Annotated in this window: 26 protein-coding genes; 15 read left to right on the forward strand and 11 right to left on the reverse strand. The window is 61.1% G+C overall.

Annotation, left to right across the window (positions count from 1 at the left end):
- Window positions 1-250: 250 nt before the first annotated feature.
- Genes AB7M22_RS09305 through AB7M22_RS09320 form a run of 4 tightly spaced genes read right to left on the reverse strand, consistent with a single transcriptional unit; the run spans window position 251 to window position 3,964 of the window.
- Window positions 251-1,042, reverse strand: a complete 792-nt coding sequence (locus AB7M22_RS09305) for an ABC transporter permease (protein WP_454186034.1) — start codon at window positions 1,040-1,042, stop codon at window positions 251-253.
- Complete coding sequence (locus AB7M22_RS09310; RefSeq protein ID WP_454186035.1) at window positions 1,039-1,770, reverse strand: ATP-binding cassette domain-containing protein; 732 nt, start codon at window positions 1,768-1,770, stop codon at window positions 1,039-1,041. Before AB7M22_RS09310 ends, AB7M22_RS09305 begins: the two co-directional genes overlap by 4 nt.
- Window positions 1,767-2,741, reverse strand: coding sequence for a YVTN family beta-propeller repeat protein (locus AB7M22_RS09315; protein ID WP_454186036.1), 975 nt, complete (start codon window positions 2,739-2,741; stop codon window positions 1,767-1,769). Before AB7M22_RS09315 ends, AB7M22_RS09310 begins: the two co-directional genes overlap by 4 nt.
- A 38-nt stretch (window positions 2,742-2,779) precedes the next feature.
- Entirely contained in the window at window positions 2,780-3,964 is a 1,185-nt protein-coding gene (locus tag AB7M22_RS09320; protein ID WP_454186037.1) for an ABC transporter substrate-binding protein, read from the reverse strand.
- Between the two features lie 161 nt (window positions 3,965-4,125).
- On the opposite strand from AB7M22_RS09320, the gene AB7M22_RS09325 reads away from it, so the two are divergent.
- From AB7M22_RS09325 to AB7M22_RS09385, 13 genes are all read left to right on the forward strand, one after another.
- The gene (locus AB7M22_RS09325) at window positions 4,126-4,254 is read left to right on the forward strand and encodes a hypothetical protein (protein ID WP_256348746.1); all 129 of its coding nucleotides are present in this window, start codon (window positions 4,126-4,128) and stop codon (window positions 4,252-4,254) included.
- Window positions 4,255-4,357: 103 nt separating this feature from the next.
- Window positions 4,358-4,819, forward strand: coding sequence for a cytochrome c-550 PedF (gene pedF / locus AB7M22_RS09330; protein ID WP_454186038.1), 462 nt, complete (start codon window positions 4,358-4,360; stop codon window positions 4,817-4,819).
- Window positions 4,820-4,822: 3 nt separating this feature from the next.
- On the forward strand, window positions 4,823-5,698 hold the full coding sequence (locus tag AB7M22_RS09335) for a substrate-binding periplasmic protein (RefSeq protein ID WP_454186039.1): 876 nt from the start codon (window positions 4,823-4,825) through the stop codon (window positions 5,696-5,698).
- The gene (locus AB7M22_RS09340) at window positions 5,698-6,447 is read left to right on the forward strand and encodes a quinoprotein dehydrogenase-associated SoxYZ-like carrier (RefSeq protein WP_454186040.1); all 750 of its coding nucleotides are present in this window, start codon (window positions 5,698-5,700) and stop codon (window positions 6,445-6,447) included. Before AB7M22_RS09335 ends, AB7M22_RS09340 begins: the two co-directional genes overlap by 1 nt.
- A 15-nt stretch (window positions 6,448-6,462) precedes the next feature.
- Window positions 6,463-7,401 (forward strand): quinoprotein relay system zinc metallohydrolase 1, encoded by a 939-nt coding sequence (locus tag AB7M22_RS09345; protein WP_454186041.1) that lies wholly within the window; start codon window positions 6,463-6,465, stop codon window positions 7,399-7,401.
- A gap of 263 nt (window positions 7,402-7,664) precedes the next feature.
- Window positions 7,665-9,440, forward strand: a complete 1,776-nt coding sequence (locus AB7M22_RS09350) for a PQQ-dependent methanol/ethanol family dehydrogenase (RefSeq protein WP_454186042.1) — start codon at window positions 7,665-7,667, stop codon at window positions 9,438-9,440.
- A 250-nt stretch (window positions 9,441-9,690) separates the two neighbouring features.
- Window positions 9,691-11,211 (forward strand): acetaldehyde dehydrogenase ExaC, encoded by a 1,521-nt coding sequence (exaC, locus tag AB7M22_RS09355; protein WP_454186043.1) that lies wholly within the window; start codon window positions 9,691-9,693, stop codon window positions 11,209-11,211.
- Window positions 11,212-11,467: 256 nt separating this feature from the next.
- Window positions 11,468-11,539 carry a pyrroloquinoline quinone precursor peptide PqqA gene (gene pqqA / locus AB7M22_RS09360; RefSeq protein WP_010455123.1) on the forward strand — a complete coding sequence of 24 codons (72 nt, stop codon included), beginning with the start codon at window positions 11,468-11,470 and terminating at the stop codon, window positions 11,537-11,539.
- 54 nt (window positions 11,540-11,593) lie between these two features.
- The gene (gene pqqB / locus AB7M22_RS09365) at window positions 11,594-12,508 is read left to right on the forward strand and encodes a pyrroloquinoline quinone biosynthesis protein PqqB (protein WP_454186044.1); all 915 of its coding nucleotides are present in this window, start codon (window positions 11,594-11,596) and stop codon (window positions 12,506-12,508) included.
- Between the two features lie 125 nt (window positions 12,509-12,633).
- Window positions 12,634-13,386: a pyrroloquinoline-quinone synthase PqqC gene (pqqC, locus tag AB7M22_RS09370; RefSeq protein WP_454186045.1), complete on the forward strand. Its 753-nt coding sequence runs from the start codon at window positions 12,634-12,636 to the stop codon at window positions 13,384-13,386.
- Complete coding sequence (gene pqqE / locus AB7M22_RS09375; RefSeq protein WP_454186046.1) at window positions 13,383-14,516, forward strand: pyrroloquinoline quinone biosynthesis protein PqqE; 1,134 nt, start codon at window positions 13,383-13,385, stop codon at window positions 14,514-14,516. Before pqqC ends, pqqE begins: the two co-directional genes overlap by 4 nt.
- 238 nt (window positions 14,517-14,754) lie before the next feature.
- Complete coding sequence (ercA, locus tag AB7M22_RS09380; RefSeq protein WP_454186047.1) at window positions 14,755-15,918, forward strand: alcohol dehydrogenase-like regulatory protein ErcA; 1,164 nt, start codon at window positions 14,755-14,757, stop codon at window positions 15,916-15,918.
- The gene (locus tag AB7M22_RS09385) at window positions 15,902-17,587 is read left to right on the forward strand and encodes a PAS domain-containing hybrid sensor histidine kinase/response regulator (protein WP_454186048.1); all 1,686 of its coding nucleotides are present in this window, start codon (window positions 15,902-15,904) and stop codon (window positions 17,585-17,587) included. Before ercA ends, AB7M22_RS09385 begins: the two co-directional genes overlap by 17 nt.
- On the opposite strand, the gene AB7M22_RS09390 is transcribed toward AB7M22_RS09385, so the two are convergent.
- The 7 genes from AB7M22_RS09390 to AB7M22_RS09420 form a co-directional block, all read right to left on the reverse strand.
- Window positions 17,572-18,447 (reverse strand): aldose 1-epimerase, encoded by an 876-nt coding sequence (locus AB7M22_RS09390; protein ID WP_454186049.1) that lies wholly within the window; start codon window positions 18,445-18,447, stop codon window positions 17,572-17,574. The genes AB7M22_RS09385 and AB7M22_RS09390 overlap by 16 nt on opposite strands.
- A 134-nt stretch (window positions 18,448-18,581) precedes the next feature.
- Window positions 18,582-19,862 (reverse strand): TRAP transporter large permease, encoded by a 1,281-nt coding sequence (locus AB7M22_RS09395; protein WP_454186050.1) that lies wholly within the window; start codon window positions 19,860-19,862, stop codon window positions 18,582-18,584.
- Window positions 19,863-20,390: a TRAP transporter small permease gene (locus AB7M22_RS09400; RefSeq protein ID WP_454186051.1), complete on the reverse strand. Its 528-nt coding sequence runs from the start codon at window positions 20,388-20,390 to the stop codon at window positions 19,863-19,865.
- A 76-nt stretch (window positions 20,391-20,466) separates the two neighbouring features.
- Complete coding sequence (locus tag AB7M22_RS09405; protein WP_454186052.1) at window positions 20,467-21,456, reverse strand: TRAP transporter substrate-binding protein; 990 nt, start codon at window positions 21,454-21,456, stop codon at window positions 20,467-20,469.
- Between the two features lie 59 nt (window positions 21,457-21,515).
- The gene (locus AB7M22_RS09410; RefSeq protein ID WP_454186053.1) at window positions 21,516-22,409 is read right to left on the reverse strand and encodes an SMP-30/gluconolactonase/LRE family protein; all 894 of its coding nucleotides are present in this window, start codon (window positions 22,407-22,409) and stop codon (window positions 21,516-21,518) included.
- Window positions 22,410-22,454: 45 nt separating this feature from the next.
- Complete coding sequence (locus AB7M22_RS09415) at window positions 22,455-23,279, reverse strand: NAD-dependent epimerase/dehydratase family protein (RefSeq protein ID WP_454186054.1); 825 nt, start codon at window positions 23,277-23,279, stop codon at window positions 22,455-22,457.
- 316 nt (window positions 23,280-23,595) lie between these two features.
- On the reverse strand, window positions 23,596-23,823 hold the full coding sequence (locus AB7M22_RS09420; RefSeq protein ID WP_454186055.1) for a hypothetical protein: 228 nt from the start codon (window positions 23,821-23,823) through the stop codon (window positions 23,596-23,598).
- A gap of 32 nt (window positions 23,824-23,855) precedes the next feature.
- Between AB7M22_RS09420 and AB7M22_RS09425 the strand changes: the two genes are divergently transcribed.
- Window positions 23,856-25,514 (forward strand): MFS transporter, encoded by a 1,659-nt coding sequence (locus tag AB7M22_RS09425; RefSeq protein ID WP_454186056.1) that lies wholly within the window; start codon window positions 23,856-23,858, stop codon window positions 25,512-25,514.
- The gene (locus AB7M22_RS09430) at window positions 25,511-26,647 is read left to right on the forward strand and encodes an HlyD family secretion protein (RefSeq protein ID WP_454186057.1); all 1,137 of its coding nucleotides are present in this window, start codon (window positions 25,511-25,513) and stop codon (window positions 26,645-26,647) included. The genes AB7M22_RS09425 and AB7M22_RS09430 overlap by 4 nt, the downstream gene beginning before the upstream one ends.
- Window positions 26,648-26,677 lie beyond the last annotated feature (30 nt).

A 26,677-nucleotide genomic window follows, 5' to 3' on the forward strand; every position in this document is an offset into this window, starting at 1 on the left:
CATCCAGCATTGATGTTGACTGACACACTGTAATCGCGAGCAGGCTCGCTCCCACAGGGGAATTGTGTTGTCAGTTGGTTTTGCGCAAGGCTGCTTGCTCCCACACTGGATAGTGTGTGAACACAAAATATGTGAGCACCTCAGAACTGTGGGAGCTGGCTTGCCTGCGATGAGGCCCTTACATTCAGCACAGATGTTGACTGACACGCCGCCATCGCGGGCAAGCCCGCTCCCACAGGGATTAGTGTTGTCAGTTGTATTTGCGCAGGGCGGCGTGCTGCGGGTTGAAGGTGAGTACCGCGAGCAGAGTGAATATCAGTGTCAGCCCCGTACATACCGCCAGCGCCAACGGGTTGAAGCGCTCATACAGCGCAAACCGCACCAGTTCCACCGCATGAGTAAAGGGGTTCAAGGCACACAGCCAATACAACCACTCGCTGGACTCACGCATTTTCCACAGCGGATACAGTGCCGACGACAGGAAAAACAGCGGGAAGATCACGAAGTTCATCACCCCGGCAAAGTTCTCCAGTTGGCGGATGGCGTTGGACAGCAACAGCCCCAGCGCGCTGAGCATCAACGCCACCAGCAGCAATGCCGGCAAGGCCAGCAACAAACCCATGGCCGGCGGTTGCACACCGTACAGCCAGGCAATTGCCAGAAAGGCGTACACCTGCAACAGCGAAATCAGCGACGTCGCCAGCAATTTGCTGCACAGCAGAAAAGTCCGGGGCAGGGGGCTGGTCAGCAGCACGCGCATGCTGCCCATCTCCCGGTCGTAGACCATCGACAGCGAACCTTGCATGCCGTTGAACAACAGGATCATGCAGGCCAGGCCCGGGATGATGTAAACCTCATAGGGAATGTAAGTGTCGTAGGGCTCAATGATGGCGATGCCGAGTGCCGCGCGAAAGCCTGCAGCGAACACCAGCAGCCACAGCAACGGCCGCACCAGCGCGCTGAGAAACCGTGTGCGCTGCAATACAAAGCGCAGCCATTCGCGCAGTACGATACCGCTGAAACATTGCCAGTAGGCGTTCATTGGGCGGCTCCTGATGTCGTCAGTCGAGTGAAGGCCGAACCCAGGTCGCCACCGTGTTCCAGGCTCAACGCCTCAGCCTGTCCGCTGGCCACCAACCGCCCTTGGTGCAGGATCAGCAAGTCGTCCCTGGGCTGTACTTCGTCAAGTAAATGAGTGGTCCAGAGCACGCTGATATTGTGCTCGCGGCACAGGCTGCGGATGTGTTGGTTGAGCGCCAGTCGGCTGGCTGGATCAAGGCCGACGCTCGCTTCGTCGAGCAGCAACAGGCTTGGCTCATGCAGCAACGCACGGGCGATTTCCACCCGGCGGCGATGGCCGCCATTGAGCTCGCGTACCCGTTCGCGACGGCGCTCGGTCAGGGCCTGGCGCGCCAGTTCGGCGTCGACTCGCAGGTTGGTCTGGCGCCGGGACAAGCCATGCAACGCGGCGTGATAATGCAGGTTTTGCTCGACACTGAGGTCCAGATCCAGGGTGCTTTGCTGAAACACCACACCCAATTGTTTCAACGCTGGACGTGCCGAGGTGCGCAAGGAGCAGCCGCCGACCCGGATGTCTCCGCGCTGCAGATCATAGAGGCGGGTGAGCAGCGCAATCAGCGTCGACTTGCCGGCGCCGTTCGGTCCAAGCAGCGCGGCAAAACGCCCCGCTGCCAGATTGAAACTCACCTGACGCAAGGCCTCCCGCTGGCCATAAGCGAAACTCAGGTCGCTGACTTCAAGGGCGTTCATGGCGTCACCACCACGCCCCACGGATAGCGCCCGACTTTCACCGATTTAGTGACCTTGAGGCTGTCGACATTGATCACCGACACATCGCCGCTGACGCCATTGGTGGCCAGCAATTGGCGTTGATCCGGGGTGAACGACATCTGCCAGACCCGTCGGCCCACCAACAGGTAATCAACGATCTCGAAGGTCTTGGCGTCGATCACCGCCACATGGTTGGCCGGGCCGAGCGCGACGAAACCGTACTTGCCGTCGGCGCTGAGTTTGATCCCCACCGGTTGGACTTTGTCCGGGTGCACGCCTTTGATCTCGAAGGTCAGGGTCTTGAGGACCTTGCGGCTGGCGACGTCGAGAATCGTTACCGTGCCGCCGATTTCCGCCGAGGCCCAGAGCTGCGAGCCGTCGGGATTGAATTCGACGAAACGCGGCCGCTGATCGACCAGCGTGTTGTCGGCGAGGGTCTGGGTGCTGGTGTCGATCCAGTGCAGCATGTTGGTGGTTTCACTGGTGTTCACCGCCCACTTGCCGTCGGGGCTGACGGCCATGCCTTCGGGCTCGACGCCAACGTTGATCTGCCCGAGCACCTTGGAGGTTTCGGTGTCGATCACCGTCACCAGCGCATCGTCCTCGTTGGAGACATACAGCCAGCGATTGTTGGGGTGCAGGGCGAATTGCTCGGGGTCTTTGCCCGAGGGCAGCTCCTTGATGATCTTGCGCGTGGCGACATCCATCACCTGGACCCGATCCGCATCACTGGCGCAGATGTACAGCAGCGTATTGTCGTGGGACAACAACAGGCCACGCGGGCGCTGGCCGACGGGCAGGGTCTCGGTGACTTTCAGGGTCTGCATATCGATCAGGCTCAGGCTGTTGTCCTTTTCGTTGGAGACCCAGGCGGTGCTGGCAGCGGCGTGCCCGGCGGCGAGCAGTAGGGCCCAGGAAAGCAGGGCACAGGAAAGCAGGGTGCGGCGCATGGCAGATTCCTTATTGTTGTTGTCGTGAAAAAAAGGGATCAGAGAAAGCGGCAGCTGACCTCGGCTTTGTCGTAACCCAGGCTGTCCATTTCGTTGACGGGGTGCAGGAAACCGTCCTGCGGCGAGGTGCTGACCAGCGCCCGGGGTTGAACGATGGGGATCGGCTGGCGCAACTGACCGTTCCACGGCCGATAACTGAGCTTGCGACCCTTGAAGCCGTCCAGCGGCAATTGATCGCTGATTTCCAACTGACGAATCGCCATGGCATCGGCCTGACGCAGTTTGCCCACCGCACTGGCGATGCTGCGTACGGCAATCCACGCGGCGAAATCCCGATCATTCATCCAGCGTCCGGTCAGGGCTTCGAAGCGTTTCTGCAACTGCGCGGCGCCGTAGGTTTCCACGGTTTTGTGCCAGCCCACCGGGGTCAGGCCCTGGGTGCCGGCGACCGGCCGTGGGTACCAGGTCTGGTAGGGCACGTACTCGCCGAAGTCACCGCGTTCATCGGCCACCAGCACCACGTCGTACTCGGCGGTCTGGGTGAACAGCGGCATGTCGGCCTGGGCACTGCGCCGCTGATCGTTATCAAAGCTCCAGGCTTTCTCCGCCACCAGTTTCAGGCCGAAGCGTTTGGCCGCGCGACGCAGGGCGGCGGCATAGGCTTGATCGTCCGCGGTCGGGCCGACGATCAGCAGCGCCCGTTGCCATTTGCGCAGCACCAGAAATTGCGCCAGCGCATCGGCCAGCATCGCGCGGCTTGGCAGGCTGTGCAGCACGTTTGGCAGGCAGTCGGTACTGCGCAGGCTGTCATCCGGGCTGCCGGCATTGAACAGCAGACTGTCGGGTAGCACGGCGCTGAGTCGGCGCAGTGTTTCCACCGGTGCATTCACCACAAACAGGCGCAGGCCTTGTTCGTGTTGGGCCTTGGCCGCTTCGATCAGCGCGTCCGGATTGTCGACGCTGGCGCTGACCAGGCTGTAGCTGTGGTTGAGAAAGCGCCCGGTACTGTTGCTGTCGGTGATCGCCAGTTCGGCGCCGCGCAGGCCGGCATCGGTCGGTTCGGGGATGACGTTCGACAGCAACGGCCCGGGGTCGGGGCGATAACCGAGGTAGCCAATCTGCACTTGCAGCGGTGCATCCGCCGCCTGAACCTGGGTCGCCACCCCGGCGGCGCAGGCAATCGCCAACAGGTAGATCAAGGCATAAGGGGCGAGCTGGCGCATAAAGGCACTCCATCACAGGTAGCGTCAGCATAGGAACCCTGGGCGGGCGGGGAAATATGCAGAAAGTACCGATGGGCCAGTACCAAGGTAGTAACTCACCCCGTGCGGCGCGGTTTTAGCATGGATTACAACGGCCATCACTCAAGGGGGGGAGATTGACCATGCGTATTCTCAAGGCACTGCTCCTGCCGTTTTTGCTGATCCTGACCCTGATCGGCATCGACAAGCTTCACGGCGCCCGCCCCGTATTGGTTGGGCCTGCGCCACAAGCCCTACTACCAAGGGAGTAGGCCGCGGCCACCAAAGCAGCATGGGGTTGGCGCAAAGCCGTTCCTAAGATGGGTGCCATAGCCTCTTCAAAGAGGTTTTGCGTGCAATCTTGAGGGCAGAACAATGACAACAAAACGCAACGCCTTGCTCGTTGCCGGACTGCTGGCCGGTTTCATCAACGCAGGTTTCGTCTGGGCCCACGGCAACGTGGTACCCCAAGCCATCGAAACCCAGGGACTGACCCCGATCAAGGATGCCGGTGTGCAGGTCGATGCCGATGGTTGGGCGGCGGCGAACCCTTACCGTTCCTCCCCGGAACACGATAAAGCTTTGGAAATCGGCTCTTCGGCCTACAACCAGAACTGTGCGGCCTGTCATGGCCTGGAAGCCAAGTCCGGCGGCATCGCTCCCGACTTGCGCATGCTCGACGCCGGCGAGGCCGGTGATGAATGGTTCGTCGAACGCGTGCGCCATGGCGCCGTGCGTGACGGCCGGGTGTACATGCCGAAAATGGCCGACTACCTGAGTCAGGAAGCCTTGTGGGCGGTGCGTACCTACCTGGACAGCGTGCACGTCGAGGAGTGACCCATGCGTTTGTTCGCGGTGTTGATCAGCGCTGTGTGGCTGTGTTGCCAGGCAGCGCAGGCGCAGGTCCGTACCTATGACGAAATGATCGCCGCCGCCGAGCTGAAAGTCGCGGTGTACAAGGACTTCGCGCCCTACAGCTTTGAGAGCGCGGGCGAGGCTCGCGGGGTCGATGTCGAACTCGCCCAGGCCCTGGCCAAGGCTATGGGGGTACGCCTGAAACTGATCTGGGCACCCGCCGGGGAGAAGCTCGACGACGACCTGCGCGATTACATCTGGCGGGCCAGTCAGTTGCACAATCAGCAACTGGCCGACCTGATGATGCGCGTGCCGTACGATCGCGATTACTCACAGAAACGCAATGAACTGGGTGAACTGGAAAACGGCCATGTGGTGATGTTCGGGCCGTACCAGACCGAACAATGGCAAGTCGCTTACGACCGTCGTCGGTTGGACTCGGTGGCCAGCGTCGCGGTGTTCCAGCAGCACCCGATCGGCGTCGAAGTCGACAGCGTGCCGTCGTTTTACCTGACCTCGGTGTTCAACGGCATGCTCGCCGCCAAGACCCACCATTACCCAGGCGTGCCCCAGGCGTTTGCCGCGATGAAGGCTGGTGAAGTCGACGCGGTAATGGCCATGCGCGGTGAGATCGACTGGCAAGTCCATCAGGCTGCCGACCCGCAAGTGGCGTTGGCGGAAAACGCCTACCCGAACATGGGCAAACAGCTTTGGGAGATCGGCATGGCGGTGCATGAAAGCAATCGGCAACTGGCCTACGCCGTGGAAGAGGCGCTGGAAGCGTTGATTCGCGAGGGCTCGGTGAAAGCCATTTATGCCCGTTACGGCCTGCGGTATGACGTGCCCGAGATGTATCAATAGTGAACTGGCGAGCGAGTTGTCTGTTGGCCTGCTGGTTGCCCTTGGCCGCGCAGGCGGTTGAGGTCGATCCGGTGCCGTCGGTGATGTGGGCGTTCTATCACAAGCAGATGCTCGGCGACGCACCGTTCGTGTTCGACGAGCGGGTCAAGTTGCTCGCGCCGCCGTTTGCCGAAGACGCCCGGCAAGTGCCGCTGGAAATTGACGCCCGGGCGTTCAAGGGCGAAGTGGTGCGAATCCTCGCCTGGGCCGAACTCAATCCGCTGCCGAAAATCGTCGACTTCGAACCCTTGAGCGGTGTGCTGCCGTGGCTGTCGATCCGCATCCGCGTTGAACAAGCCACGCCGTTGCGTGCGGCGGTACTGACCCGCGACGGGCTGTGGCATGTCGGCTCTACCCTGATCGATGCGGCGGGAGGGGGGTGCACGGGGCCAAGCGTGGTGCGCACCCAGCCAGGTTGGGAAGAACACATCGGCGAAGTGCTGGGTGGCCGTTATCCCCGTGGTTCATTCAGTCGTGTGCGTTTGCAGGTGGCGCATCCGATGGACAACGGCATGGTCAGCGGCATCCCGGAATTTTTCATCAATCACGCCGAGCTGCGCGATCAAAAGAATCAATTGCTGGCGCGTCTGCAGTTGTTCCCGGCGGTCAGCGAAAACCCCAATTTGGCCTTCGACATTGAAGGAGCAGGGCAGACGCGCCTGGTGCTGCGCGACAACAGCGGCAATCAATTCGATGCGGCCATACCCTGACCCAAGGAGCGTGTGATGCGCTGGATGCTGCTGTTGTTCATCAGTGTGAGCCTGCCGGCCCTGGCCGATCCCGATTACACACTCAAGCCACGGCAGATCGCCGAAGACACCTGGCTGCTGGAAGGCAGCACCGACAACTTCGCCAAGAGCAACGGCGGCAACATCGTCAATACCGCGTTCATCGTTACCGAGCAGGGCGTGGTGGTCATCGACACCGGGCCGTCGAAACGCTATGGCGAAGCCCTGCGCAAAGCGATTGCGGCGACCACCGATAAACCGGTAATCCAGGTGCTGCTGACCCATCACCATCCTGATCATGTGTTGGGCAATCAGGCTTTCGCCGACGTGCCGATTGGCGCCTTGGCGGGTACCACTGAACTGTTGCGCCAACAGGGTGATGCCATGGCCGAAAACATGTATCGGCTGGTGGGCGACTGGATGCGCGGCACCGAGGTGGTGTTGCCGACGCAGACGCTGATGCCAGGTGTGAAAAGTTTTGGGAATCACGATTTGCGCCTACTGAGTCTGGGTGGGCACACCGGCGCGGATCTGGCTATTCTCGACCAGAAAACCGGCGTGCTGTTTGCCGGGGACCTGGTGTTTTATCAACGCGCCCTGACCACGCCCAACAGCCCGGGGCTGTCGGTGTGGCTGGCGGACATCGCGACCCTGCAGGGTTTGCCGTGGACGCTGATCGTTCCTGGCCATGGGCCGGTGGCCACGGATACAAAACCGTTCGAGCAGATGCGCGATTACCTGACCTGGCTGGACCAGCTGATGCGCGATGGCGCAACCCATGGCAGCGACATGGCCGAGATGATCCGCAGCCCCATCCCCGAACGTTTCGCCGGGATCAGCCTGAGTCGCTATGAACTGATCCGCAGCGTTAGCCATTTGTACCCGCATTACGAACGGGGGCAGATGAGGCGGGTGGATTCCGCCGCAAACAAGTGAGCAACACAAAACCCCTGTGGGAGCGAGCCTGCTCGCGATGGCGGTGTATCAGCCGACATCAATGCTGAATGTGAGGGCCTCATCGCGAGCAGGCTCGCTCCCACAGGGATCAATGTCGATCACAAAATCCGCGACCGACCCGGTACTAAGGAACTAGCAATCTCAGCACTGCGGGCAATTGTTGCAAGGGCGGCGGCGCCCAAGAATCTGCACCAGACCGGGAAAATTTCCCGGGTATAACAAAAACCGCAGAGGTAGCCGTCATGACCCAACCCGCACGTCGCCAACCCTTCGTCTTGAGCGTGCTGCTCAGTGCCATGCTGTTGTCCGGCCAGGCATTGGCCGCAGTCTCCGATCAAGACATCCTCCAGGACCCGAAGAACCCGGAGCAGGTCGTCACCAACGGCCTGGGTGTCCAGGGTCAGCGCTACAGCCCGCTGGACACCCTCAATGTCGACAACGTGAAGGATCTGCGACCGGTCTGGGCCTTTTCGTTCGGCGGGGAAAAACAGCGCGGTCAGCAGGCGCAGCCGATGATCAAGGACGGCGTGATGTACATGACCGGCTCCTACTCGCGGGTGTTCGCGGTGGATGCGCGTACCGGCAGGAAGCTCTGGCAATACGACGCGCGCCTGCCCGATGACATCCGCCCGTGCTGTGACGTGATCAACCGTGGGGTCGCGCTGTATGGCGATCTGGTGATTTTCGGCACCCTCGATGCCAAGCTCGTGGCCCTGAACAAAGACACCGGCAAAGTCGTCTGGAGCAAGAAAGTTGCCGACCACAAGGAAGGCTATTCGATCAGCGCCGCGCCGTTGGTAATCAACGGAAAATTGATCACAGGCGTGGCCGGTGGCGAGTTCGGGGTAGTGGGCAAAATCGAAGCCTACGATCCGAAAAACGGCGACCTGCTGTGGACTCGTCCCACCGTCGAAGGCCACATGGGTTATGTCTACAAGGACGGCAAAGCGGTAGAAAACGGTATCTCCGGCGGCGAAGCGGGCAAGACCTGGCCGGGCGATCTGTGGAAAACCGGCGGCGCGGCGCCTTGGCTGGGCGGCTACTACGACCCGGAAACCAATCTGCTGCTGTTCGGCACCGGTAACCCGGCGCCGTGGAACTCGCACCTGCGTCCTGGCGACAACCTCTACTCGTCCTCGCGCCTGGCGCTGAACCCGGACGATGGCACCATCAAATGGCACTTCCAGAGCACGCCCCACGACGGTTGGGACTATGACGGCGTGAACGAACTGGTGTCGTTCAACTACAACGAAGGCGGCAAGGAAATCAAAGCCGCGGCCACCGCGGACCGTAACGGTTTCTTCTACGTGCTCGATCGCACCAACGGCAAATTCATCCGTGGCTTCCCGTTCGTGGACAAGATCACCTGGGCCAGCGGCCTGGATAAAAACGGTCGGCCGATCTACAACGAAGCCAGCCGTCCGGGTGCGCCAGGCTCTGAGGCCAAAGGCAGTTCGGTATTCGTCGCGCCAGCGTTCCTGGGGGCAAAAAACTGGATGCCGATGGCCTACAACCGCGACACCGGCCTGTTCTATGTGCCGTCCAACGAGTGGGGCATGGACATCTGGAACGAAGGCATCGCCTACAAGAAAGGCGCGGCGTTCCTCGGTGCCGGTTTCACCATCAAACCGTTGAACGAAGACTACATCGGCGTGCTGCGCGCCATCGACCCGAAAACCGGCAAGGAAGTCTGGCGCCACAAGAACTTCGCACCGCTGTGGGGCGGAGTGCTGACCACCAAGGGCAACCTGGTGTTCACCGGTACGCCGGAAGGTTTCCTGCAAGCGTTCAACGCCAAGACTGGCGAGAAAGTCTGGGAGTTCCAGACTGGCTCCGGCGTACTCGGCTCGCCCATCACCTGGGAAATGGACGGCGAACAATACGTCTCGGTGCTGTCCGGTTGGGGCGGCGCGGTACCGCTGTGGGGCGGCGAAGTGGCCAAGCGCATCAAGGACTTCAACCAGGGCGGCATGCTCTGGACGTTCAAGCTGCCTAAAGATCTCGTTGCCAAGCACTGATCAACCTGACTCCACCGCATAACCCTGTGGGAGCGGGCTTGCCCGCGATGGCGGTCTAACAGTCGACATCAATGTTGAATGTTCTGGCCTCATCGCGGGCAAGCCCGCTCCCACATTAATTTGTGTGAAACCTACTACCAAATAACGAGAATCCCCCTGCCAACGGCGCATTCGTCTGGCAGGCGGGGCTCTCTACTATCGGTTCATCGCCTGTTGGCCTGACAGGCATCGACCCAGACAGAGGCCCACCATGATCTACGCACAACCCGGAACACCCGGCGCTATCGTTTCCTTCAAACCGCGCTACGGCAATTTCATCGGCGGCGAGTTCGTCGCTCCAATCAACGGCGAGTACTTCACCAACACCTCACCGGTCACCGGTGAAGTGATCGCCGAGTTCCCGCGTTCCAGCGCCGCCGACATCGAAAAAGCCCTCGACGCCGCCCATGCCGCCGCCGATGCCTGGGGCAAAACCTCGGCGCAGGATCGCTCGCGGGTGTTGCTGAAAATCGCCGACCGCATCGAGCAGAACCTGGAAATCCTCGCCGTCACCGAAACCTGGGACAACGGCAAGGCCGTGCGCGAAACCCTCAACGCCGACGTGCCTTTGGCTGCCGACCACTTCCGTTATTTCGCCGGTTGCATCCGCGCTCAGGAAGGCGGCGCCGCCGAGATCAACGAACTGACCACCGCCTATCATTTTCACGAACCGCTGGGCGTGGTCGGGCAGATCATCCCGTGGAACTTCCCGCTGCTGATGGCCGCCTGGAAACTTGCTCCGGCCCTGGCTGCCGGCAACTGCATCGTGCTCAAACCCGCCGAACAAACGCCGCTGTCGATCATGGTCTTCGCCGAGCTGATCGCCGACTTGCTGCCGGCGGGCGTGCTGAACATCGTCCAGGGTTTCGGTCGCGAAGCCGGTGAGGCGCTGGCCACCAGCAAGCGCATCGCCAAGATCGCTTTCACCGGTTCCACCCCGGTCGGCGCGCACATCATGCATTGCGCCGCCGAGAACATCATTCCGTCCACCGTCGAGCTGGGCGGCAAGTCGCCGAACATTTTCTTCGAAGACATCATGAACGCCGAGCCGCAGTTCATCGAGAAAGCTGCCGAAGGCCTGGTGCTGGCGTTCTTCAACCAGGGCGAAGTCTGCACCTGTCCATCACGAGCGCTGGTGCAGGAGTCGATCTACGACGACTTCATGAAAGTGGTGATGAAGAAGATCGTCAAGATCAAGCGCGGGAACCCGCTGGACACCGAAACCATGGTCGGCGCCCAGGCGTCCGAGCAGCAATACGACAAGATCCTCTCGTACCTGAAAATCGCCCAGGAGGAGGGCGCCGAACTGCTCACCGGCGGTGCGGCCGAGCGTCTTGAAGGCGACTTGTCGAGCGGCTATTACATCCAGCCGACCCTGCTCAAGGGCCACAACAAAATGCGTGTGTTCCAGGAAGAAATCTTCGGCCCGGTGGTGGGTATCACCACCTTCAAGGACGAAGCCGAAGCCCTGGCGATTGCCAACGACAGCGAGTTCGGCCTCGGTGCCGGCCTGTGGACCCGCGACATCAACCGCGCCTACCGCATGGGCCGGGCGATCAAGGCCGGGCGCGTCTGGACCAACTGCTACCACCTGTACCCGGCCCACGCCGCGTTCGGTGGCTACAAGAAGTCGGGTGTCGGCCGTGAGAACCACAAGATGATGCTCGACCATTACCAACAGACCAAAAACCTGCTGGTGAGTTACGACATCAATCCGATGGGGTTCTTCTAACCTGCAAGAACACCATTGAAACTTGTGGGAGCGGGCTTGCCCGCGATAGCGAATTGGCAGTCAACGAATGTGTTGAATGTGATGTCGCCATCGCGGGCAAGCCCGCTCCCACAGGGTTATGGGTGTACTTGAAGACTTTGCCCCACCCCCTACCAACGCACCCCACAACCTCCTTCGAAAGTAGCATTCGGTCCCTTCGCCCCCCGTGCATTAATGGTCTTACCGGAATTGACCGGCACAAGAAGAGGATTGACCCATGTGGAATAAACCCGCGTTTACCGATCTGCGCATTGGTTTCGAAGTGACCATGTATTTCGCCAACCGTTGATTGATCGCCCGGTCAGCCGTCGCGTTGGCCGGGCCTGCCTTCTGGAGCCATCCCATGCACATCCGCGTTCTCGGTTCCGCCGCCGGCGGTGGTTTTCCGCAATGGAACTGCAACTGCCGTCAATGCGCCGCTATGCGCAACGGCAATCTGCGTGCGCAACGCCGCACGCAGTCGTCGATTGCCCTGAGTGACGACGGTGTGGAGTGGGTGCTCTGCAATGCTTCACCGGACATTCGCGCGCAACTCGAAAGTTTCCCGGCGATGCAGCCAGCCCGACGCTTGCGTGACACGGCGATCGGCGGTGTCGTCCTGCTGGACAGTCAGATCGACCATTGCACCGGGCTGTTGAGCCTGCGCGAAGGCTGCCCGCATGCGGTCTGGTGCACCGAGCGGGTTCACGAAGACCTGAGCAGCGGCTTTCCCCTGTTCACCATGCTCAAACACTGGAACGGTGGTTTGCAGTGGCAACCCATCGATCTGGATCGCGAGTCGTTCCGCATCGCGGCCTGCCCACACCTGCAATTTCGCGCAATTGCGTTGGTTAGCAATGCACCGCCGTACTCGCCCAATCGTGGCAATCCGCAGCCGGGCGATACCATCGGCCTGTTCATCGAAGACCTGCGCAGCGGGGCATCGGTTTTCTATGCGCCGGGGCTGGGGCAGGTCGACGCCGAAGTATTGAGCTGGATGCAGCGCGCCGACTGCCTGCTGCTGGACGGCACGCTGTGGCGCGACGATGAAATGCGCGTGTGCGAAGTTGGCCAGAGCCTGGGCAGCGAAATGGGCCACCTGCCGCAAAGCGGCCCCGGCGGCATGCTCGAGGTGCTGGAGGGTTTCAATCGCCAGCGCAAGGTGCTGATCCACATCAACAACACCAACCCGATCCTCGATGAAGACTCGGCCGAGCGGGCGTTGCTGGAACGGCGCGGGATTGAAGTGGCCTATGACGGCATGAGTATTGAGCTGTAGCGGATGGCCTCTTCGCGGGCAAGCCTCGCTCCTACAGGGCTTTGTGCACACCGCAGAACCCTTGTAGGAGCGAGGCTTGCCCGCGAAGGCGCCAGACCAGACACCGCGAAATCCGGAGAACCGCAATGACCGACACCCCCATGACCCCTGCCGAATTCGAACAGGCGTTGCGCGCCAAAGGCGCCTGTTACCACATCCACCACCCATTTCACCAAGCCATGTACGCCGGGCGCGCCACCCGCGAGCAGATCCAGGGCTGGGTCGCCAATCGCTTCTATTACCAGGTGAACATCCCGCTCAAGGATGCCGCCATCCTCGCCAATTGCCCGGACCGCGACGTGCGCCGGGAATGGTTGCAACGGATCGTCGACCATGACGGCGTCCCCGGCAGTGAAGGCGGCATCGAAGCGTGGCTACGATTGGGCGAAGCCGTGGGGCTGGACCGCGAACAAATCCTTTCGCAAGAACGGGTGCTGCCCGGCGTGCGTTTTGCCGTGGACGCCTACGTCAATTTCGCCCGTCGCGCGTGCTGGCAAGAAGCGGCCAGCAGCTCGCTGACCGAATTGTTCGCGCCACAAATCCACCAGTCCCGGCTCGACGCCTGGCCCACCCATTACCCATGGATCGACCCGGCCGGCTACGACTATTTCCGTACGCGTCTGAGCCAGGCGCGGCGCGATGTCGAGCATGGTTTGCGCATCACCCTGGCGCACTACGTCACGGTCGAAGGCCAGCAACGGATGCTGGAGATTCTGCAGTTCAAGCTCGATGTGCTGTGGAGCATGCTTGATGCGATGAGCATGGCCTATGAACTGGGTCGCCCGCCGTATCACACCGTTACCACCGAGCGGGTCTGGCACCGGGGGATCTCCTTGTGAGCCTGATCGAACAGCAACCCGGCCCACCGCTGTGGTTGCTGGCGGAGCTGACCTATCGCTGCCCGCTGCAATGCCCGTATTGCTCCAACCCGCTGGACTTCGCCCAACAGGGCGAGGAGTTGAGCACAGAAGAGTGGATTCGGGTGTTCCGCGAGGCGCGGGAGATGGGCGCTGCGCAATTGGGTTTTTCCGGTGGCGAGCCGTTGGTGCGCCAAGACCTCGCCGAGTTGATCAAGGCCGCGCGGGACATGGGTTACTACACCAACCTGATCACCTCGGGTATCGGCCTGACCGAACAGAAGGTCCGCGACTTCAAAGTCGCCGGGCTGGACCACATCCAGATCAGTTTTCAGGCCGCCGACGAAGCGGTCAACAATATGCTCGCCGGTTCGCGCAAGGCCTTCGCCCAGAAACTGGCCATGGCCCGGGCGGTGAAAGCCCAGGGCTACCCGATGGTGCTGAACTTCGTCACCCATCGGCACAACATCGATCAGATCGCGCAAATCATCGACCTCTGCCTGGAGCTGGAGGCGGATTTCGTCGAGTTGGCGACGTGTCAGTTCTACGGTTGGGCCGAACTCAACCGCGTCGGCCTGTTGCCGACCTGCGAACAGTTGCAGCGCGCCGAGCGCATCACCAATGAATACCGCCAGCGGCTTGAAGCGCAGGGCCACCCGTGCAAACTGATTTTCGTCACCCCGGATTACTACGAAGAGCGCCCCAAGACCTGCATGAATGGCTGGGCCAACCTGTTTCTCGACATCACCCCGGACGGCACGGCGTTGCCTTGTCATAGCGCCCGCCAGTTACCGGTGCAGTTTCCCAACGTGCGTGAGCACAGCATCGCGCACATCTGGAACGACTCCTTCGGCTTCAACCGTTTTCGTGGCGATGACTGGATGAAGGAGCCATGCCGTTCCTGCGATGAAAAGCACAAGGACCTCGGCGGCTGCCGCTGCCAGGCGTTCATGCTCACGGGGGACGCCAGCAACGCCGACCCGGTGTGCAGCAAGTCGGCGCACCACAGCGTCATTCTCAAGGCCCGGGACGAAGCCGACGCGCCGGGGCCGGGCATGGAGCATCTGACCTTGCGAAACGAGAAAGCCTCGCGGCTGATTTATCGTGGATGAATTGCAAACGCAAATCCTTGTGGGAGCGGGCTTGCCCGCGATGAGACCAGCACATTCAACATCGATGTCGACTGTCAGACCGATATCGCGGGCAAGCCCGCTCCCACAGGGATTTTCAGTGAATACAAAATTGGAGGAGTGCACCCCGGGCGGCGGCTATCCATTGGTCTGATTGCATTCGCAGCCGGATGCTTTAGTGTGGGCTTTACCTTCCAAAACAATAAAAACAGGCTTTCCAATGAGCCAGAATCTCAGCCAGCTGCGTAAATTCGTTTCGCCTGAAATCATCTTCGGTGCCGGCTGTCGGCACAACGTCGGCAACTATGCCAAGACCTTCGGCGCCCGCAAGGTGCTGGTGGTCAGCGACCCCGGGGTGATTGCCGCCGGTTGGGTCGCCGATGTCGAGGCCAGCCTGCAAGCCCTGGGCATTGATTACTTTTTGTATAGCGACGTTTCGCCCAACCCGCGGATCGAAGAGGTCATGCTCGGCGCCGAGCTGTACCGGGAGAATCACTGCGATGTGATCGTGGCGATCGGCGGTGGCAGCCCGATGGACTGCGGCAAAGGCATCGGCATCGTCGTCGCCCACGGGCGCAACATCCTCGAATTCGAGGGCGTGGACATGTTGCGCATGCCCAGCCCGCCGCTGATCCTGATTCCGACCACCGCTGGCACTTCGGCCGACGTGTCGCAATTCGTGATCATCTCCAATCAGCAAGAACGCATGAAATTCTCCATCGTCAGCAAGGCCGCAGTGCCGGACGTGTCGCTGATCGATCCGGAAACCACCCTGAGCATGGACCCGTTCCTGTCGGCCTGTACCGGCATCGACGCGTTGGTCCATGCCATCGAAGCCTTCGTCTCCACCGGTCACGGGCCGCTCACCGACCCTCATGCGCTGGAAGCGATGCGGCTGATCAACGGCAATCTGGTGCAAATGATCGCCAACCCTGGCGACATCGCCCTGCGTGAGAAAATCATGCTCGGCAGCATGCAGGCCGGGTTGGCGTTTTCCAACGCGATCCTTGGCGCGGTGCATGCCATGTCCCACAGCCTGGGCGGCTTTCTCGATCTGCCTCATGGTTTGTGCAATGCGGTGCTGGTGGAGCATGTGGTGGCGTTCAACTACAGCTCGGCGCCGGAGCGCTTCAAGGTGATCGCCGAGACCTTCGGTATTGATTGCCGTGGCCTCAATCACCGGCAGATTTGCGGGCGGCTGGTCGAACACTTGATCGCCCTCAAGCACGCCATCGGCTTCCACGAAACCCTGGGCCTGCACGGGGTGAGTACGGCGGACATTCCGTTCCTGTCGCAACACGCCATGCACGACCCGTGCATTCTTACCAACCCGCGCGAATCCAGTCAGCGCGACGTCGAGGTCGTCTATGGCGAAGCCCTCTGACGAGCAACAACGGGCGCTGGCCGGGTTACTCGGTTTAGGCAACCATTCGGCGCGCAAGAGTCATTACCCGGAACTGGCCGCGCGCCTGGATGAACTGGAAACCGAACGCAACCGCTACAAATGGCTGTTCGAAAACGCGGTGCAAGGGATCTTCCAGGCCAGCCTGCTGGAAGGCATGCGCGCCGCCAACCCGGCGCTGGCGCGGATGCTCGGCTATCAGAACCCGCAGGAGGTGCTGTTTTCCCTGACGGACCTGGCTGGCACGCTGTTCGTCGGCGGGGCGCAAGAACTGGAAAGCATCGGCGAAATCCTCCAGCGCGAGCGCAGCCTGCTGGGCTATGAAACTCAGCTGCGGCGCAAGGACGGCAGCGTCCTCGACGTATTGATGAATTTGCTGCTCAAACCGGATCAGGAAGGCCTGGTGGAGGGCTTTGTCGCCGACATCACCGAGCGAAAACTGGCTCAGCAGCGCCTGCAACAACTCAATGACGAACTGGAGCAGCGGGTCACCGCGCGCACCAACGAGTTGATGGACGCCGCCGAAGCCTTGCGCGATGCCCGTGACGCCGCCGAAGCGGCCAATCGCAGCAAGGACAAATACCTCGCCGCCGCCAGTCACGACTTGCTGCAACCGCTCAACGCCGCGCGTTTGCTGATCTCGACCTTGCGCGAGCGCAAACTGCCCGACGTCGAACAGGTGTTGGTGGAGCGCACGCATCAAGCGCTGGAAGGTGCGGAAGATTTGCTCACCGATCTGCTGGATATTTCCCGGCTCGATCAGGCCGCGGTGAAGCCGGATATTGCCCTGTACCGCCTCGACGAATTGCTCGCGCCACTGGTCTCGGAGTTTCAGTCGGTGGCCGCGGCAGCCGGGTTGAACCTGCGGGTGCACATGGGCGATTACGCCATTCATACCGACTTGCGCTTGATGACGCGGATTTTGCGCAACTTCCTCAGCAATGCCTGCCGCTACACCGACGAAGGCTGCATTCTGCTGGGGGCAAGACGCCGGGGCGATGCGCTGCGTATCGAAGTCTGGGACACCGGGCGCGGGATTCCGGCGGATCGTCTTGACTCGATCTTCCTCGAATTCAACCAACTGGACGTCGGGCGCGCCGCCGATCGCAAGGGCGTGGGCCTGGGACTGGCAATTGTCGAACGCATCGCCAAGATCCTCGACTACAAGATTCAGGTGCATTCGCTGCCGGGGCACGGTTCGATGTTCAGCATCGAGGTGCCGATTTCCCATGAAATCCCACTGCCGATCAGTCAGGTCGCGCCGCAGCCAAGCACCGGCAACCCATTGCCGGGCCGGCGTCTGTTGGTGCTGGACAACGAGGTCAGCATTCTTGAAAGCATGAGCGCGCTGCTCGGCCAGTGGGGTTGCGAGGTGGTCACCGCCACCGACGAGGCCACCGCGCTGGTGGCTTTGCAGGGACAGGCGCCGGAACTGATCCTGGCGGACTATCACCTGGATCACGGCGTGGTTGGCTGTGAAGTGGTTCGGCATTTGCGCGAGCATTTCAGCCAGGCGATTCCAGCGGTGATCATCACCGCCGACCGCACCGACCAATGTCGGCGCTCACTGCAGCGACTCGACGCGCCGCTGCTGAATAAACCAGTGAAGCCCGGCAAGTTGCGCGCGGTGCTGACTCAGCTGTTGGCGTAGTGATAGCGCAGGCTGAAACCGAGCTCGGCAGATTGGCCGTGCTCCAGCAAACGCAACCCTGGCCGACCCGGCAAGTGATGGGCATTGACCGGGTGGCTTACCGGTTCGATGCAGAAAAATTCCAGGCCTACGGGGCAGTAGAGCAGGTAGTAGTCGCTGCCGGTGGCCTGGCATTCCAGTTCATAACCCAGCTCGGGTTGCTGGATCAGGCAGTGGCCGTCCCATTCGCAAAAGCCGTTGTCCACCAGCGTTTCGGGTAATGCCCGGGGCTGGCTGAAGTCCCAATCCTTGGGTATCGAAGTGAGTTGTGTTGGCAGTTTTGTGCTGTCACACAACCAGACCTGTCGCGCCTGCGTCTGCAACCGAGTGCCTGCAGTGCGCGGGAAGTAGGGGTGTAAACCGAGCCCATGCCAGGCGGCGTGTTCGGCCAGATGGGTGACCTGCAAATCGATGCTCAACTTGCCCTCACTCAGATGGAAACGTTGCCTTGCGCGATAAGCGAAGGGCGTGGTGCTGTCGAGTTGCAGGACGATTTCATCGCGGGTGTGCGAGACGATCTGCCACGGCTGTTGCCAGGCACTGCCGTGAATCGGCAGGGGATCGGTGAGGCTGTTGGGCGCCAGCGCGAGCCAGCCATCCGGGCAATCGAAACCACCCTCCGAGATTCGGTTCGACCACGGCGCCAAGGGATAGCAGGCGAGTTTGCCGGGCAGGCCGGTGTTCAAGGCGTGCTGATCGCTGTGGCGCAACAGCGGTTGGCCGGTGCTGCGGACCGTCCAGTTGACGATGCTCGCACCGAGTTCGGGGGCGAGGGTGAGGCGGGTGAGTTCGTCTTCGAGTTCGAGGGTGTTGAGGGTCATGATTTTCGCCCTGCGTTGAATGGTTGAAAAGATCGCAGCCTGCGGCAGCTCCTACATTGAAATCGCGCACGCCCGTGAAATATCGGACGAACACAAATCCTGTAGGAGCTGCCGAAGGCTGCGATCTTTTGAGGTCACAACACCAAATGCGGCAACCACAACGACAGCGCTGGAATGTAGGTCACGGCCATCAGCACCAGGAACAGCACGCCATAGAACGGCAGCAGCGCTTTTACGGTGCTTTCGATACTGACCTTGCCCACCGCCGAGCCGACAAACAGCACCGCGCCCACTGGCGGCGTGATCAATCCGATCCCCAGGTTCACCAGCATGATCATGCCGAACTGCACCGGGTCCACACCAATGCCCAGAATCACCGGCATCAGAATTGGCGTGAGGATCAGGATCAGCGGCGCCATGTCCATCACCGTGCCGAGCAACAGCAGCATCACGTTGATGCACATCAGGATCACGTAACGGTTGTCCGACAGGGTCAGGAACATCGTGGTGATCTTCGCCGGGATCTGCATCAGCGTCATGATGTAGCCGAAGCTGGCGGCGAAGCCGATCAGGATCATCACGATCGAGATAGTGCGCACCGTGCGGTGCATCAACTTGGGCAGCTCACTCCACTTGTAGTCGCGGTAAATGAACATGGTGACGAAGAACGACCACAGCACCGCGATCGCCGCCGATTCGGTGGCGGTGAAGATGCCCGAGAGAATGCCGCCGAGAATGATGACCATCGCCATCATGCCCCACATGGCTTCACCGCAGATTTTCAGCGCCTCCTTGAGGGGAATGACTTCGCCCTTGGGGTAGTTGCGTTTTCTGGCGAAGATCAGGCACAGCACCATCAGGCACGCGCTCATCAGCAGGCCCGGCACCACGCCGGCCATGAACAGCGAAGCGATCGAAACGGTCCCGCCAGCGGCCAGCGAGTAGAGCACCGAGTTATGGCTGGGTGGCGTCAACAGGGCTTGCACCGAACCGCTGACCGTCACCGCGGTGGAGAAATCCCGCGGGTAGCCGCGACGTTCCATTTCCGGAATCAGCACCGAACCGACCGACGCCGTGTCCGCCACCGAAGAGCCGGAAATCGCCCCGAAGAAGGTCGAGGCCATGATGTTCACCAGCGACAACCCGCCGCGCACGAACCCCACCAGCACTCCGGCAAAAGCCACCAGTCGCCGGGACATGCCGCCCTCGGCCATGATCGCCCCGGCGAGCACGAAGAACGGAATCGCCAGCAACGAGAATTTGTTCACGCCACCGGCGACCTGAATCATCAGCGCCTGGAGCGGGATGTCGATCCACCACGCACCGATCAGGGCAGAAAGCCCCAGGGCGTAGGCGACCGGCATGCCGATCAGGATCAAAGCGATAAAACTGCCGAGCAGAATCAGAGCGTCCATTTATGCGGCACCTTCGCTTTCTTCAACCAGGTCGAAACGCACGACCCGACGGTTGCTCTGGTCACCGAGCAAGAGTTTTTCCAGCACGAAAATCAGCGTCAGCCCACCGCCCACGGGAATCGGCATGTAGGTGATGCCCACGCGCAGAGTGGGCAGAGAGCTCATGAACTGGTTCCATGTGGACATACAGAGCTTGGTGCCCCAGATGGCCATGAACAGGCAAATGGTCGCCATCAGCAGCTGCGAAACGATGCTCATGGTCTTGCGCAGTTCGGGGGGCATGCGGTCGGTGAGCATGGCCACGGCCATGTGCGCTCCGGCGCGATAACTGGCAGCGGCGCCGATGAAGGTGAAGACCATCATCAGCAAAATCGCGGTGGGCTCCGGCCAACTGGAACCGGTGCCAAGGACGTAACGGGCGAAGACGCCCCAGGGAATGATCAGGGAAATAGCCAGGACCGACAGGCCGGCAATCCAGATGCAGGTCATGTAAATCCTGTCGTTGATGCGCAGCAGCAGATTCTTCATCGGGTTTCACCGTAACCGGGCGCCGCTGACGATTCACTCGTCAACGGTGCCGGGCCTTTCATGAATGCAGGGAGGGTTACTGAACGGCTTCGATGCGCTTGATCAGGTCGGCGTAAGGCGCGCCGTATTTTTCCCGGACCGACGCCGTGGCTTCATAGAAAGGTTTTTTGTCGACGGTGATGAACTCGACGCCGGCAGCCTTGAGTTTTTCTTCGCTGCTGGCCGACTTCGCATCCCACAGTGTGCGTTCCTGGGCCTGTGCGGCTTTGGCGGCTTTCTTCACCAGCACCTGCTGGTCGGGGCTGAGTTTTTCCCAGGTGATTTTCGACATCACGATTGGCTCGGGCAGGATCAGGTGCCCGGTCAGGCTGTAGAACTTGGCGTTCTGGTAGTGGTTGTGTTCGAGCAGGGTCGGCGGGTTGTTTTCCGCGCCGTCGATCACCCCGGTCTGCAATGCACTGAAGATCTCGCCGGTGTCCATGCCAATACCGTTGCCGCCCATGGCGTTGATGGTATCGATGAACATCGGGTTGCCTTGCACGCGGATCTTCATGCCTTTGAGGTCGGCGAGGCTGCGTACCGGTTTCTTGGTGTAGATATTGCGCGTGCCGCCGTCCATCCAGGCCAGGGCGACCAGGTTGAATTCGGAGTTGGTGATCTTGTCGAGGATCTCATCGCCGACCTCACCGTCGATGACTTTGCGCATGTGCGCCTGGTCGCGGAATACGAATGGCATGTTGAACACGTTCACGTCCGGCACCACCGGCCCGACGATGCCGAGGCTGACCCGGGCCATCTGAATGGCGCCAACCTGGGCCTGCTCGATGACTTCTTTTTCCGAACCGAGCACACCGCCGGCGAACATCTTGAAAGTCAGTTTGCCGTTGCTGTCGGCCACCAGGGTTTTACCCAACTGTTCCTCGGCGACCACGGTCGGGTAACCGGCGGGGTGAATGTCGGCGAATTTGATTTCCAGTGCCTGTGCGGCGCTGCTGAGGGTGAAGGTGAAGGTGAGTGCTGCAGTGATGGGAAGTGCGGCGGCGAGCAAGGTGCGTTTGAAGTCCATGGGGTGTGTCTCCAGTCTTGTTGTTTTTTTATTCAAGGCACAGCAATGCAGCAGAGGGGTTAAAGCAATTCGTTGAACACCGGTTCCGGCAAGCCTTTGACGCCGGGGTTGAGGGCGAAGACGCTGCCGGCCAGCGACTGTTCGTCATGGTCGTCAGCGGGGCGAATCGAGGTCACAAACAGGGTGTCGAGCTGGCTGCCACCGAAGGCGCACATGGTCGGTTTTTTCACCGGCACGGGGAGCGAACGATCCAGTCGGCCATCGGGGGTGAAACGGTGAATCAGCCCGGCGTCGTTGGCGCAGATCCAGTAGCAACCTTCGGCATCCACTGCCGCGCCATCCGGGCGGCCAAGGAAGTGATGCATGTCGACGAACAGCCGACGGTTGGACGGCGTGCCACTGTCGATGTCGTAATCGAAGGCCCAGATATGCTGCACGTTCGGGTGCGAGTCCGAGAGGTACATCGTCTTGCCGTCCGGGCTGAAGCCCAGGCCATTGGGCACGATGAAACCGCTGAGTCGGGCGTCGAGCGGCCCGGGTTGTCCGGCACTGTAGCGATAGAGCCTGCCGTCGGCGGCGTTGGCGCCCATGTTCAGCACCATGCTGCCGGCCCAGAAACGGCCCTGGCGATCACAGCGGCCATCGTTCAGGCGCATGTCGGGGCGGGGGTGATCGACGTGGGCCAGCAGTTCGCTGTCGAGGCGGCCATCGTTGTGCGGGTGCAGGTGAAAGAATCCGCTTTCCATGCCGGCGACCCAGCCACCCGCGCTGTGACGAGCGATACAGGCGAGCATTTGCGGGGCTTTCCAGGCGTGAACGTGCCCGCTGTCGGCATTCCAACGCTGTAATCCACCGCTCGGAATATCGACCCAGTACAGGGCGTTTTCCTCGGGGACCCACACCGGGCTTTCACCGACCGCATTGCGGGCATCGACAATCAATTCGGCTTGCATGGCAACGCATTCCCTTGGCTTTGTTATGTGGGGATTGGCGAGGGCTCAGTCGCCGAACGGCCCGGCCGCGACAAAGGCACCACCCTGATAAACCCTGGCCGGATCATCTTCGGCGGGCATTGGCTGGGCTTCGACTTTTTCGCGGAAGACTTCGGACGTGTCCTGTGGCGCATAACCCAGGTGCGCGGCAAAACGGTTGTCCCACCAGATGCTCTTGTTGTCGGACATGCCATACACCACGGTGTGGCCGACATTCGGGGTGTACAACGCGCGTTCGAGCAGTTGGATCATGTCGTCGAAGCTCAGCCAGGTGCTCATCATTCGGCGGTTCTGTGGTTCCGGGAACGAGGAGCCGATGCGGATGCTGACCGTCTCGATGCCATGGCGATCAAAGTAGAAACTGGCCATGTCTTCGCCGTAGGACTTGGACAAGCCGTAATAGCCATCCGGGCGGCGAGGGGAGTGGGCGTCGAGGGTTTTGTCCTGCTTGTAAAAGCCGATGACGTGGTTGGAACTGGCAAAAATCACCCGTTTCACGCCATGGCGACGGGCCGCTTCGTAGATATGGAACACCCCGCAGATGTTGGCGCCGAGAATCTCTTCGAACGGACGCTCCACTGATACGCCGCCGAAATGCAGGATCGCGTCCACGTCTTCGACCAACTGATGCACTGCTTGCTTGTCGGCGAGGTCGCACGGCACGACTTCTTCGCGGTCATCGATTGCCGGTGTCATGGCGGCGATGTCCGACAGACGGATCACGTTGGCGTAAGGTCGCAGGCGTTCGCGCAGGACTTTACCGAGGCCACCGGCGGCGCCGGTCAGGAGCAGGCGATTGAAAGGCGCACGGACTGGGGGAGTGGTCATCATGAAAGTCCCTGTACATGAAGTTGTTGTTATTGGTTTGTTGTAGGTTGTCGTATGACTAGACGAAGTATTGGTAGGCTTTCCGGTGCTTGTCAACGACAGGCTCATGGAAATTGACGGAGGGTCATTCCATATTGCAGGCGACCGAATGCTGAAATAGATCGTCGTGATGATGATCTATCAGTGAGCCGGATAAACGTCCAGCCAAGGGTGGGTTATACGATGACTTGGCGAAGGATGCAGCCCGGCGAGGGCTGCATTCACCTGAGTCAATGGTTGTACGCTGCCTCGGTGTTATCGATCAGAGGGTTCTTTTCGGTCAGCACGATCTGGGCTGATCCTTGCGCATGAAACTGACTTTCGGATGGGACTTGGCGTAACGGATGAAGCGCTCCACCGCCTCGACGCCGTCGCCGATGAAGGCCTTCTCTTGCTCGTAGCTCATGTTGTAAGAGTCGGCCCAGCGCATGCCATGGGCGGCGACTTCATGGGCAAGCCCCCTCGCCACAGGTAGTGCCACAAGGGATTTGTGTTTCAGCTGTGGCAAACTGACAACATTCCTTGAACCAAGGTCTTTGAATGGATCACTACGCCCCGCGCAACTGGCAGCCCCACGAACGGCCCAGCCTGCCCGGTTCACCCTCGACGCCATTGCACGCCAACCCCAAGCGGCTGGCTTATGCGCTGGTGGGTTTGCTGGTGGCATTGACCGGCGGCCTCGGCAACTCGCTGGTGATCGCCAACCTGCCTTACCTGCAAGGCGCGCTGGGGGCGACCACCGCGGAGATGGCCTGGTTGCCGGCGGCCTATGTGATGACCAACGTGTCGATGAACCTGCTGCTGGTGAAGTTTCGTCAGCAGTTCGGCTTGCGGGCGTTCACCGAAGTGTTCCTGATGCTCTATGCGCTGGTGACCTTCGGCCATTTGTTCGTCAATGACCTGAGTTCGGCGATCGCCGTGCGCGCGGCCCACGGCATGGTCGGTGCGGCGCTGAGTTCGTTGGGCCTGTATTACATGATCCAGGCCTTCCCGGCGAAATGGCGGATGAAGGCGTTGGTGTTGGGCCTCGGCACCTCGCAACTGGCGTTGCCCATGGCGCGGTTGTTCTCCGAAGACCTGCTGCAGATCGCCGAGTGGCGCGGGCTGTATCTGTTCGAATTGGGCATGGCGCTGTTGTCCCTTGGCTGCGTGTTCCTGCTGAAACTGCCACCAGGTGATCGCTTCAAGACCTTCGAAAAACTCGACTTCCTGACCTTCGCCATCCTCGCCAGCGGCGTGGCTTTGCTTTGCGCGGTGTTGTCCCTGGGGCGGATCGACTGGTGGCTCGAAGCGCAGTGGATCGGTGTGGCCTCGGCGGCCTCGATCGTGTTGATCCTCACGGGCCTGGCCATCGAGCACAACCGCAGCAACCCGATGCTGATGACCCGCTGGCTCGGCAGCGGCGCAATGGTTCGCCTGGCCTTGGCGGTGATCCTGATCCGCATGGTGACCTCGGAACAATCCACCGGCGCGGTGGGGTTCATGCAGGCGCTGAACATGAGCAGTCAGCAACTGCACAGTCTGTATGTGGTGATGTTGATCGGCAGTATTGCCGGTTTGGCCACCAGCGCCCTGACCATCGATCCCAAACACTTGATCATGCCGCTGATCATCTCTCTCGCGCTGATGGCGGTCGGGTCGGTGATGGACAGTTATTCGAACAACCTGACCCGCCCGGAAAACCTGTATTTCAGCCAGTTCCTGTTGGCCTTCGGCGGGACGTTCTTTCTCGGGCCTACCATGGTCTTCGGCATGCGCAACGTGCTGAGCAGCCCGCGCAATCTGGTGAGTTTCTCGGTGCTGTTCGGTATCTGCCAGAACCTGGGTGGCTTGATCGGCGCGGCATTGCTGGGGACGTTCCAGATCGTGCGCGAGAAATTCCACTCCAGCCACATCGTCGAGCAATTGACCCTGCTCGACCCGCGGGTGGCGGCGCGGGTACAGAGCGGCGGTAACGCGGTCGCCTCGATGATCGCTGACCCGAGCCAGCGCAACCTGCAAGGCATTCGCAGCCTGGCCACCGCCGCCACCCGCGAGGCCAATGTATTGGCCTACAACGATGTGTTCATGCTGATTGCCGTGATCGCGGTGTTGACCATGATCTGGATTTCCATTCGCGCCCTGTGGCTGATGAGCACCACCGTCGCCCCGGCGCCTGCCACTCCAACCGTACAACCCAGCGGTGCCACTTCTTCATGACCGAACCGACCACGACCACCAACGCCATCGCCGCCACCCCGGAAGACCAGACGCCGCCGTCCTCGCCGGCCAGCGAGCCCCGTTCGCTGCGGGTGCGAGTTATCTCGTCCCTGGGCTTTGCAGCGATTGCCATCGTCGGCGTGCTGATCGTGTTGTACGCCTGGCAACTGCCGCCGTTCAGCAGTGCGGTCGAGACCACGGAAAACGCGCTGGTGCGAGGCCAGGTGACGATCATCGGCCCGCAGCTCAGCGGTTACGTGTACGAAGTGCCGGTGCAGGACTTCCAGTTTGTGAAGGCCGGGGATTTGCTGGTGCGCCTCGACGACCGCATCTACAAGCAGCGCCTCGATCAATCCCTGGCGCAATTGGCGGTGGAGAAAGCCGCGCTGGCCAACGTGGTGCAGCAACGCAACAGCGCCGAAGCGACCATCAAGTTGCGTCAGGCTGCCGTGGCCGACGCCCAGGCACAGTTGCGCAAAAGTGAAGCGGATTTGCGCCGTAACAAGGAGCTGATCAGCGATGGCTCGGTGTCGAAACGCGAACTGGACGTGACCCTGGCCGCCAATGCACAGACCATTGCCGCCGTGGCGCAGGCCCAGGCCAATCTGGAAATCTCCCGGCAGGATCTGCAAACGGTGATCGTCAATCGCGGCTCCCTGGAAGCCGCGGTGGCCAACGCTGAAGCGGCGGTGCAACTGGCACGGATCGACCTGTCGAACACCCGCGTGCTGGCGCCACGCGATGGTCAACTCGGGCAGATCGGCGTGCGCCTCGGCGCCTACGTGAACTCCGGGGCGCAACTGATGGCGCTGGTGCCGAACCAGTTGTGGGTGATCGCCAACATGAAGGAAACCCAGATGGACAACGTACGGGTCGGCCAGCCGGTGAGCTTCACGGTCGATGCGCTGAACCACCGTGAATTCCACGGGCGTGTACAGCGGATTTCGCCGGCCACGGGGTCCGAGTTCAGCCTGTTGCAGGCCGACAACGCCACCGGCAACTTCGTCAAGATTGCCCAGCGGGTGCCGGTGCGGATCACCGTCGATGCCGATCAGGAACAGAGCGAGCGGTTGCGACCGGGGATGTCGGTGGTGGTGAGTATCGATACCGCCGCCGCGATCACCCCTGATTAACACGGTCCTTGTAGGAGCGAGGCTTGCCCG

Source organism: Pseudomonas sp. ADAK2 TE3594 (assembly GCF_053628675.1).

Bases quoted from the DNA above. Each gene is read 5' to 3' on its own strand.
- AB7M22_RS09305 (WP_454186034.1), bottom strand. From the start codon at position 1,042: ATGAACGCCTACTGGCAATGTTTCAGCGGTATCGTACTGCGCGAATGG.
- AB7M22_RS09310 (WP_454186035.1), bottom strand. From the start codon at position 1,770: ATGAACGCCCTTGAAGTCAGCGACCTGAGTTTCGCTTATGGCCAGCGG.
- AB7M22_RS09315 (WP_454186036.1), bottom strand. From the start codon at position 2,741: ATGCGCCGCACCCTGCTTTCCTGTGCCCTGCTTTCCTGGGCCCTACTG.
- AB7M22_RS09320 (WP_454186037.1), bottom strand. From the start codon at position 3,964: ATGCGCCAGCTCGCCCCTTATGCCTTGATCTACCTGTTGGCGATTGCC.
- AB7M22_RS09325 (WP_256348746.1), top strand. From the start codon at position 4,126: ATGCGTATTCTCAAGGCACTGCTCCTGCCGTTTTTGCTGATCCTGACC.
- pedF (WP_454186038.1), top strand. From the start codon at position 4,358: ATGACAACAAAACGCAACGCCTTGCTCGTTGCCGGACTGCTGGCCGGT.
- AB7M22_RS09335 (WP_454186039.1), top strand. From the start codon at position 4,823: ATGCGTTTGTTCGCGGTGTTGATCAGCGCTGTGTGGCTGTGTTGCCAG.
- AB7M22_RS09345 (WP_454186041.1), top strand. From the start codon at position 6,463: ATGCGCTGGATGCTGCTGTTGTTCATCAGTGTGAGCCTGCCGGCCCTG.
- AB7M22_RS09350 (WP_454186042.1), top strand. From the start codon at position 7,665: ATGACCCAACCCGCACGTCGCCAACCCTTCGTCTTGAGCGTGCTGCTC.
- exaC (WP_454186043.1), top strand. From the start codon at position 9,691: ATGATCTACGCACAACCCGGAACACCCGGCGCTATCGTTTCCTTCAAA.
- pqqB (WP_454186044.1), top strand. From the start codon at position 11,594: ATGCACATCCGCGTTCTCGGTTCCGCCGCCGGCGGTGGTTTTCCGCAA.
- pqqC (WP_454186045.1), top strand. From the start codon at position 12,634: ATGACCGACACCCCCATGACCCCTGCCGAATTCGAACAGGCGTTGCGC.
- ercA (WP_454186047.1), top strand. From the start codon at position 14,755: ATGAGCCAGAATCTCAGCCAGCTGCGTAAATTCGTTTCGCCTGAAATC.
- AB7M22_RS09385 (WP_454186048.1), top strand. From the start codon at position 15,902: ATGGCGAAGCCCTCTGACGAGCAACAACGGGCGCTGGCCGGGTTACTC.
- AB7M22_RS09390 (WP_454186049.1), bottom strand. From the start codon at position 18,447: ATGACCCTCAACACCCTCGAACTCGAAGACGAACTCACCCGCCTCACC.
- AB7M22_RS09395 (WP_454186050.1), bottom strand. From the start codon at position 19,862: ATGGACGCTCTGATTCTGCTCGGCAGTTTTATCGCTTTGATCCTGATC.
- AB7M22_RS09400 (WP_454186051.1), bottom strand. From the start codon at position 20,390: ATGAAGAATCTGCTGCTGCGCATCAACGACAGGATTTACATGACCTGC.
- AB7M22_RS09405 (WP_454186052.1), bottom strand. From the start codon at position 21,456: ATGGACTTCAAACGCACCTTGCTCGCCGCCGCACTTCCCATCACTGCA.
- AB7M22_RS09410 (WP_454186053.1), bottom strand. From the start codon at position 22,409: ATGCAAGCCGAATTGATTGTCGATGCCCGCAATGCGGTCGGTGAAAGC.
- AB7M22_RS09415 (WP_454186054.1), bottom strand. From the start codon at position 23,279: ATGATGACCACTCCCCCAGTCCGTGCGCCTTTCAATCGCCTGCTCCTG.
- AB7M22_RS09425 (WP_454186056.1), top strand. From the start codon at position 23,856: ATGGATCACTACGCCCCGCGCAACTGGCAGCCCCACGAACGGCCCAGC.
- AB7M22_RS09430 (WP_454186057.1), top strand. From the start codon at position 25,511: ATGACCGAACCGACCACGACCACCAACGCCATCGCCGCCACCCCGGAA.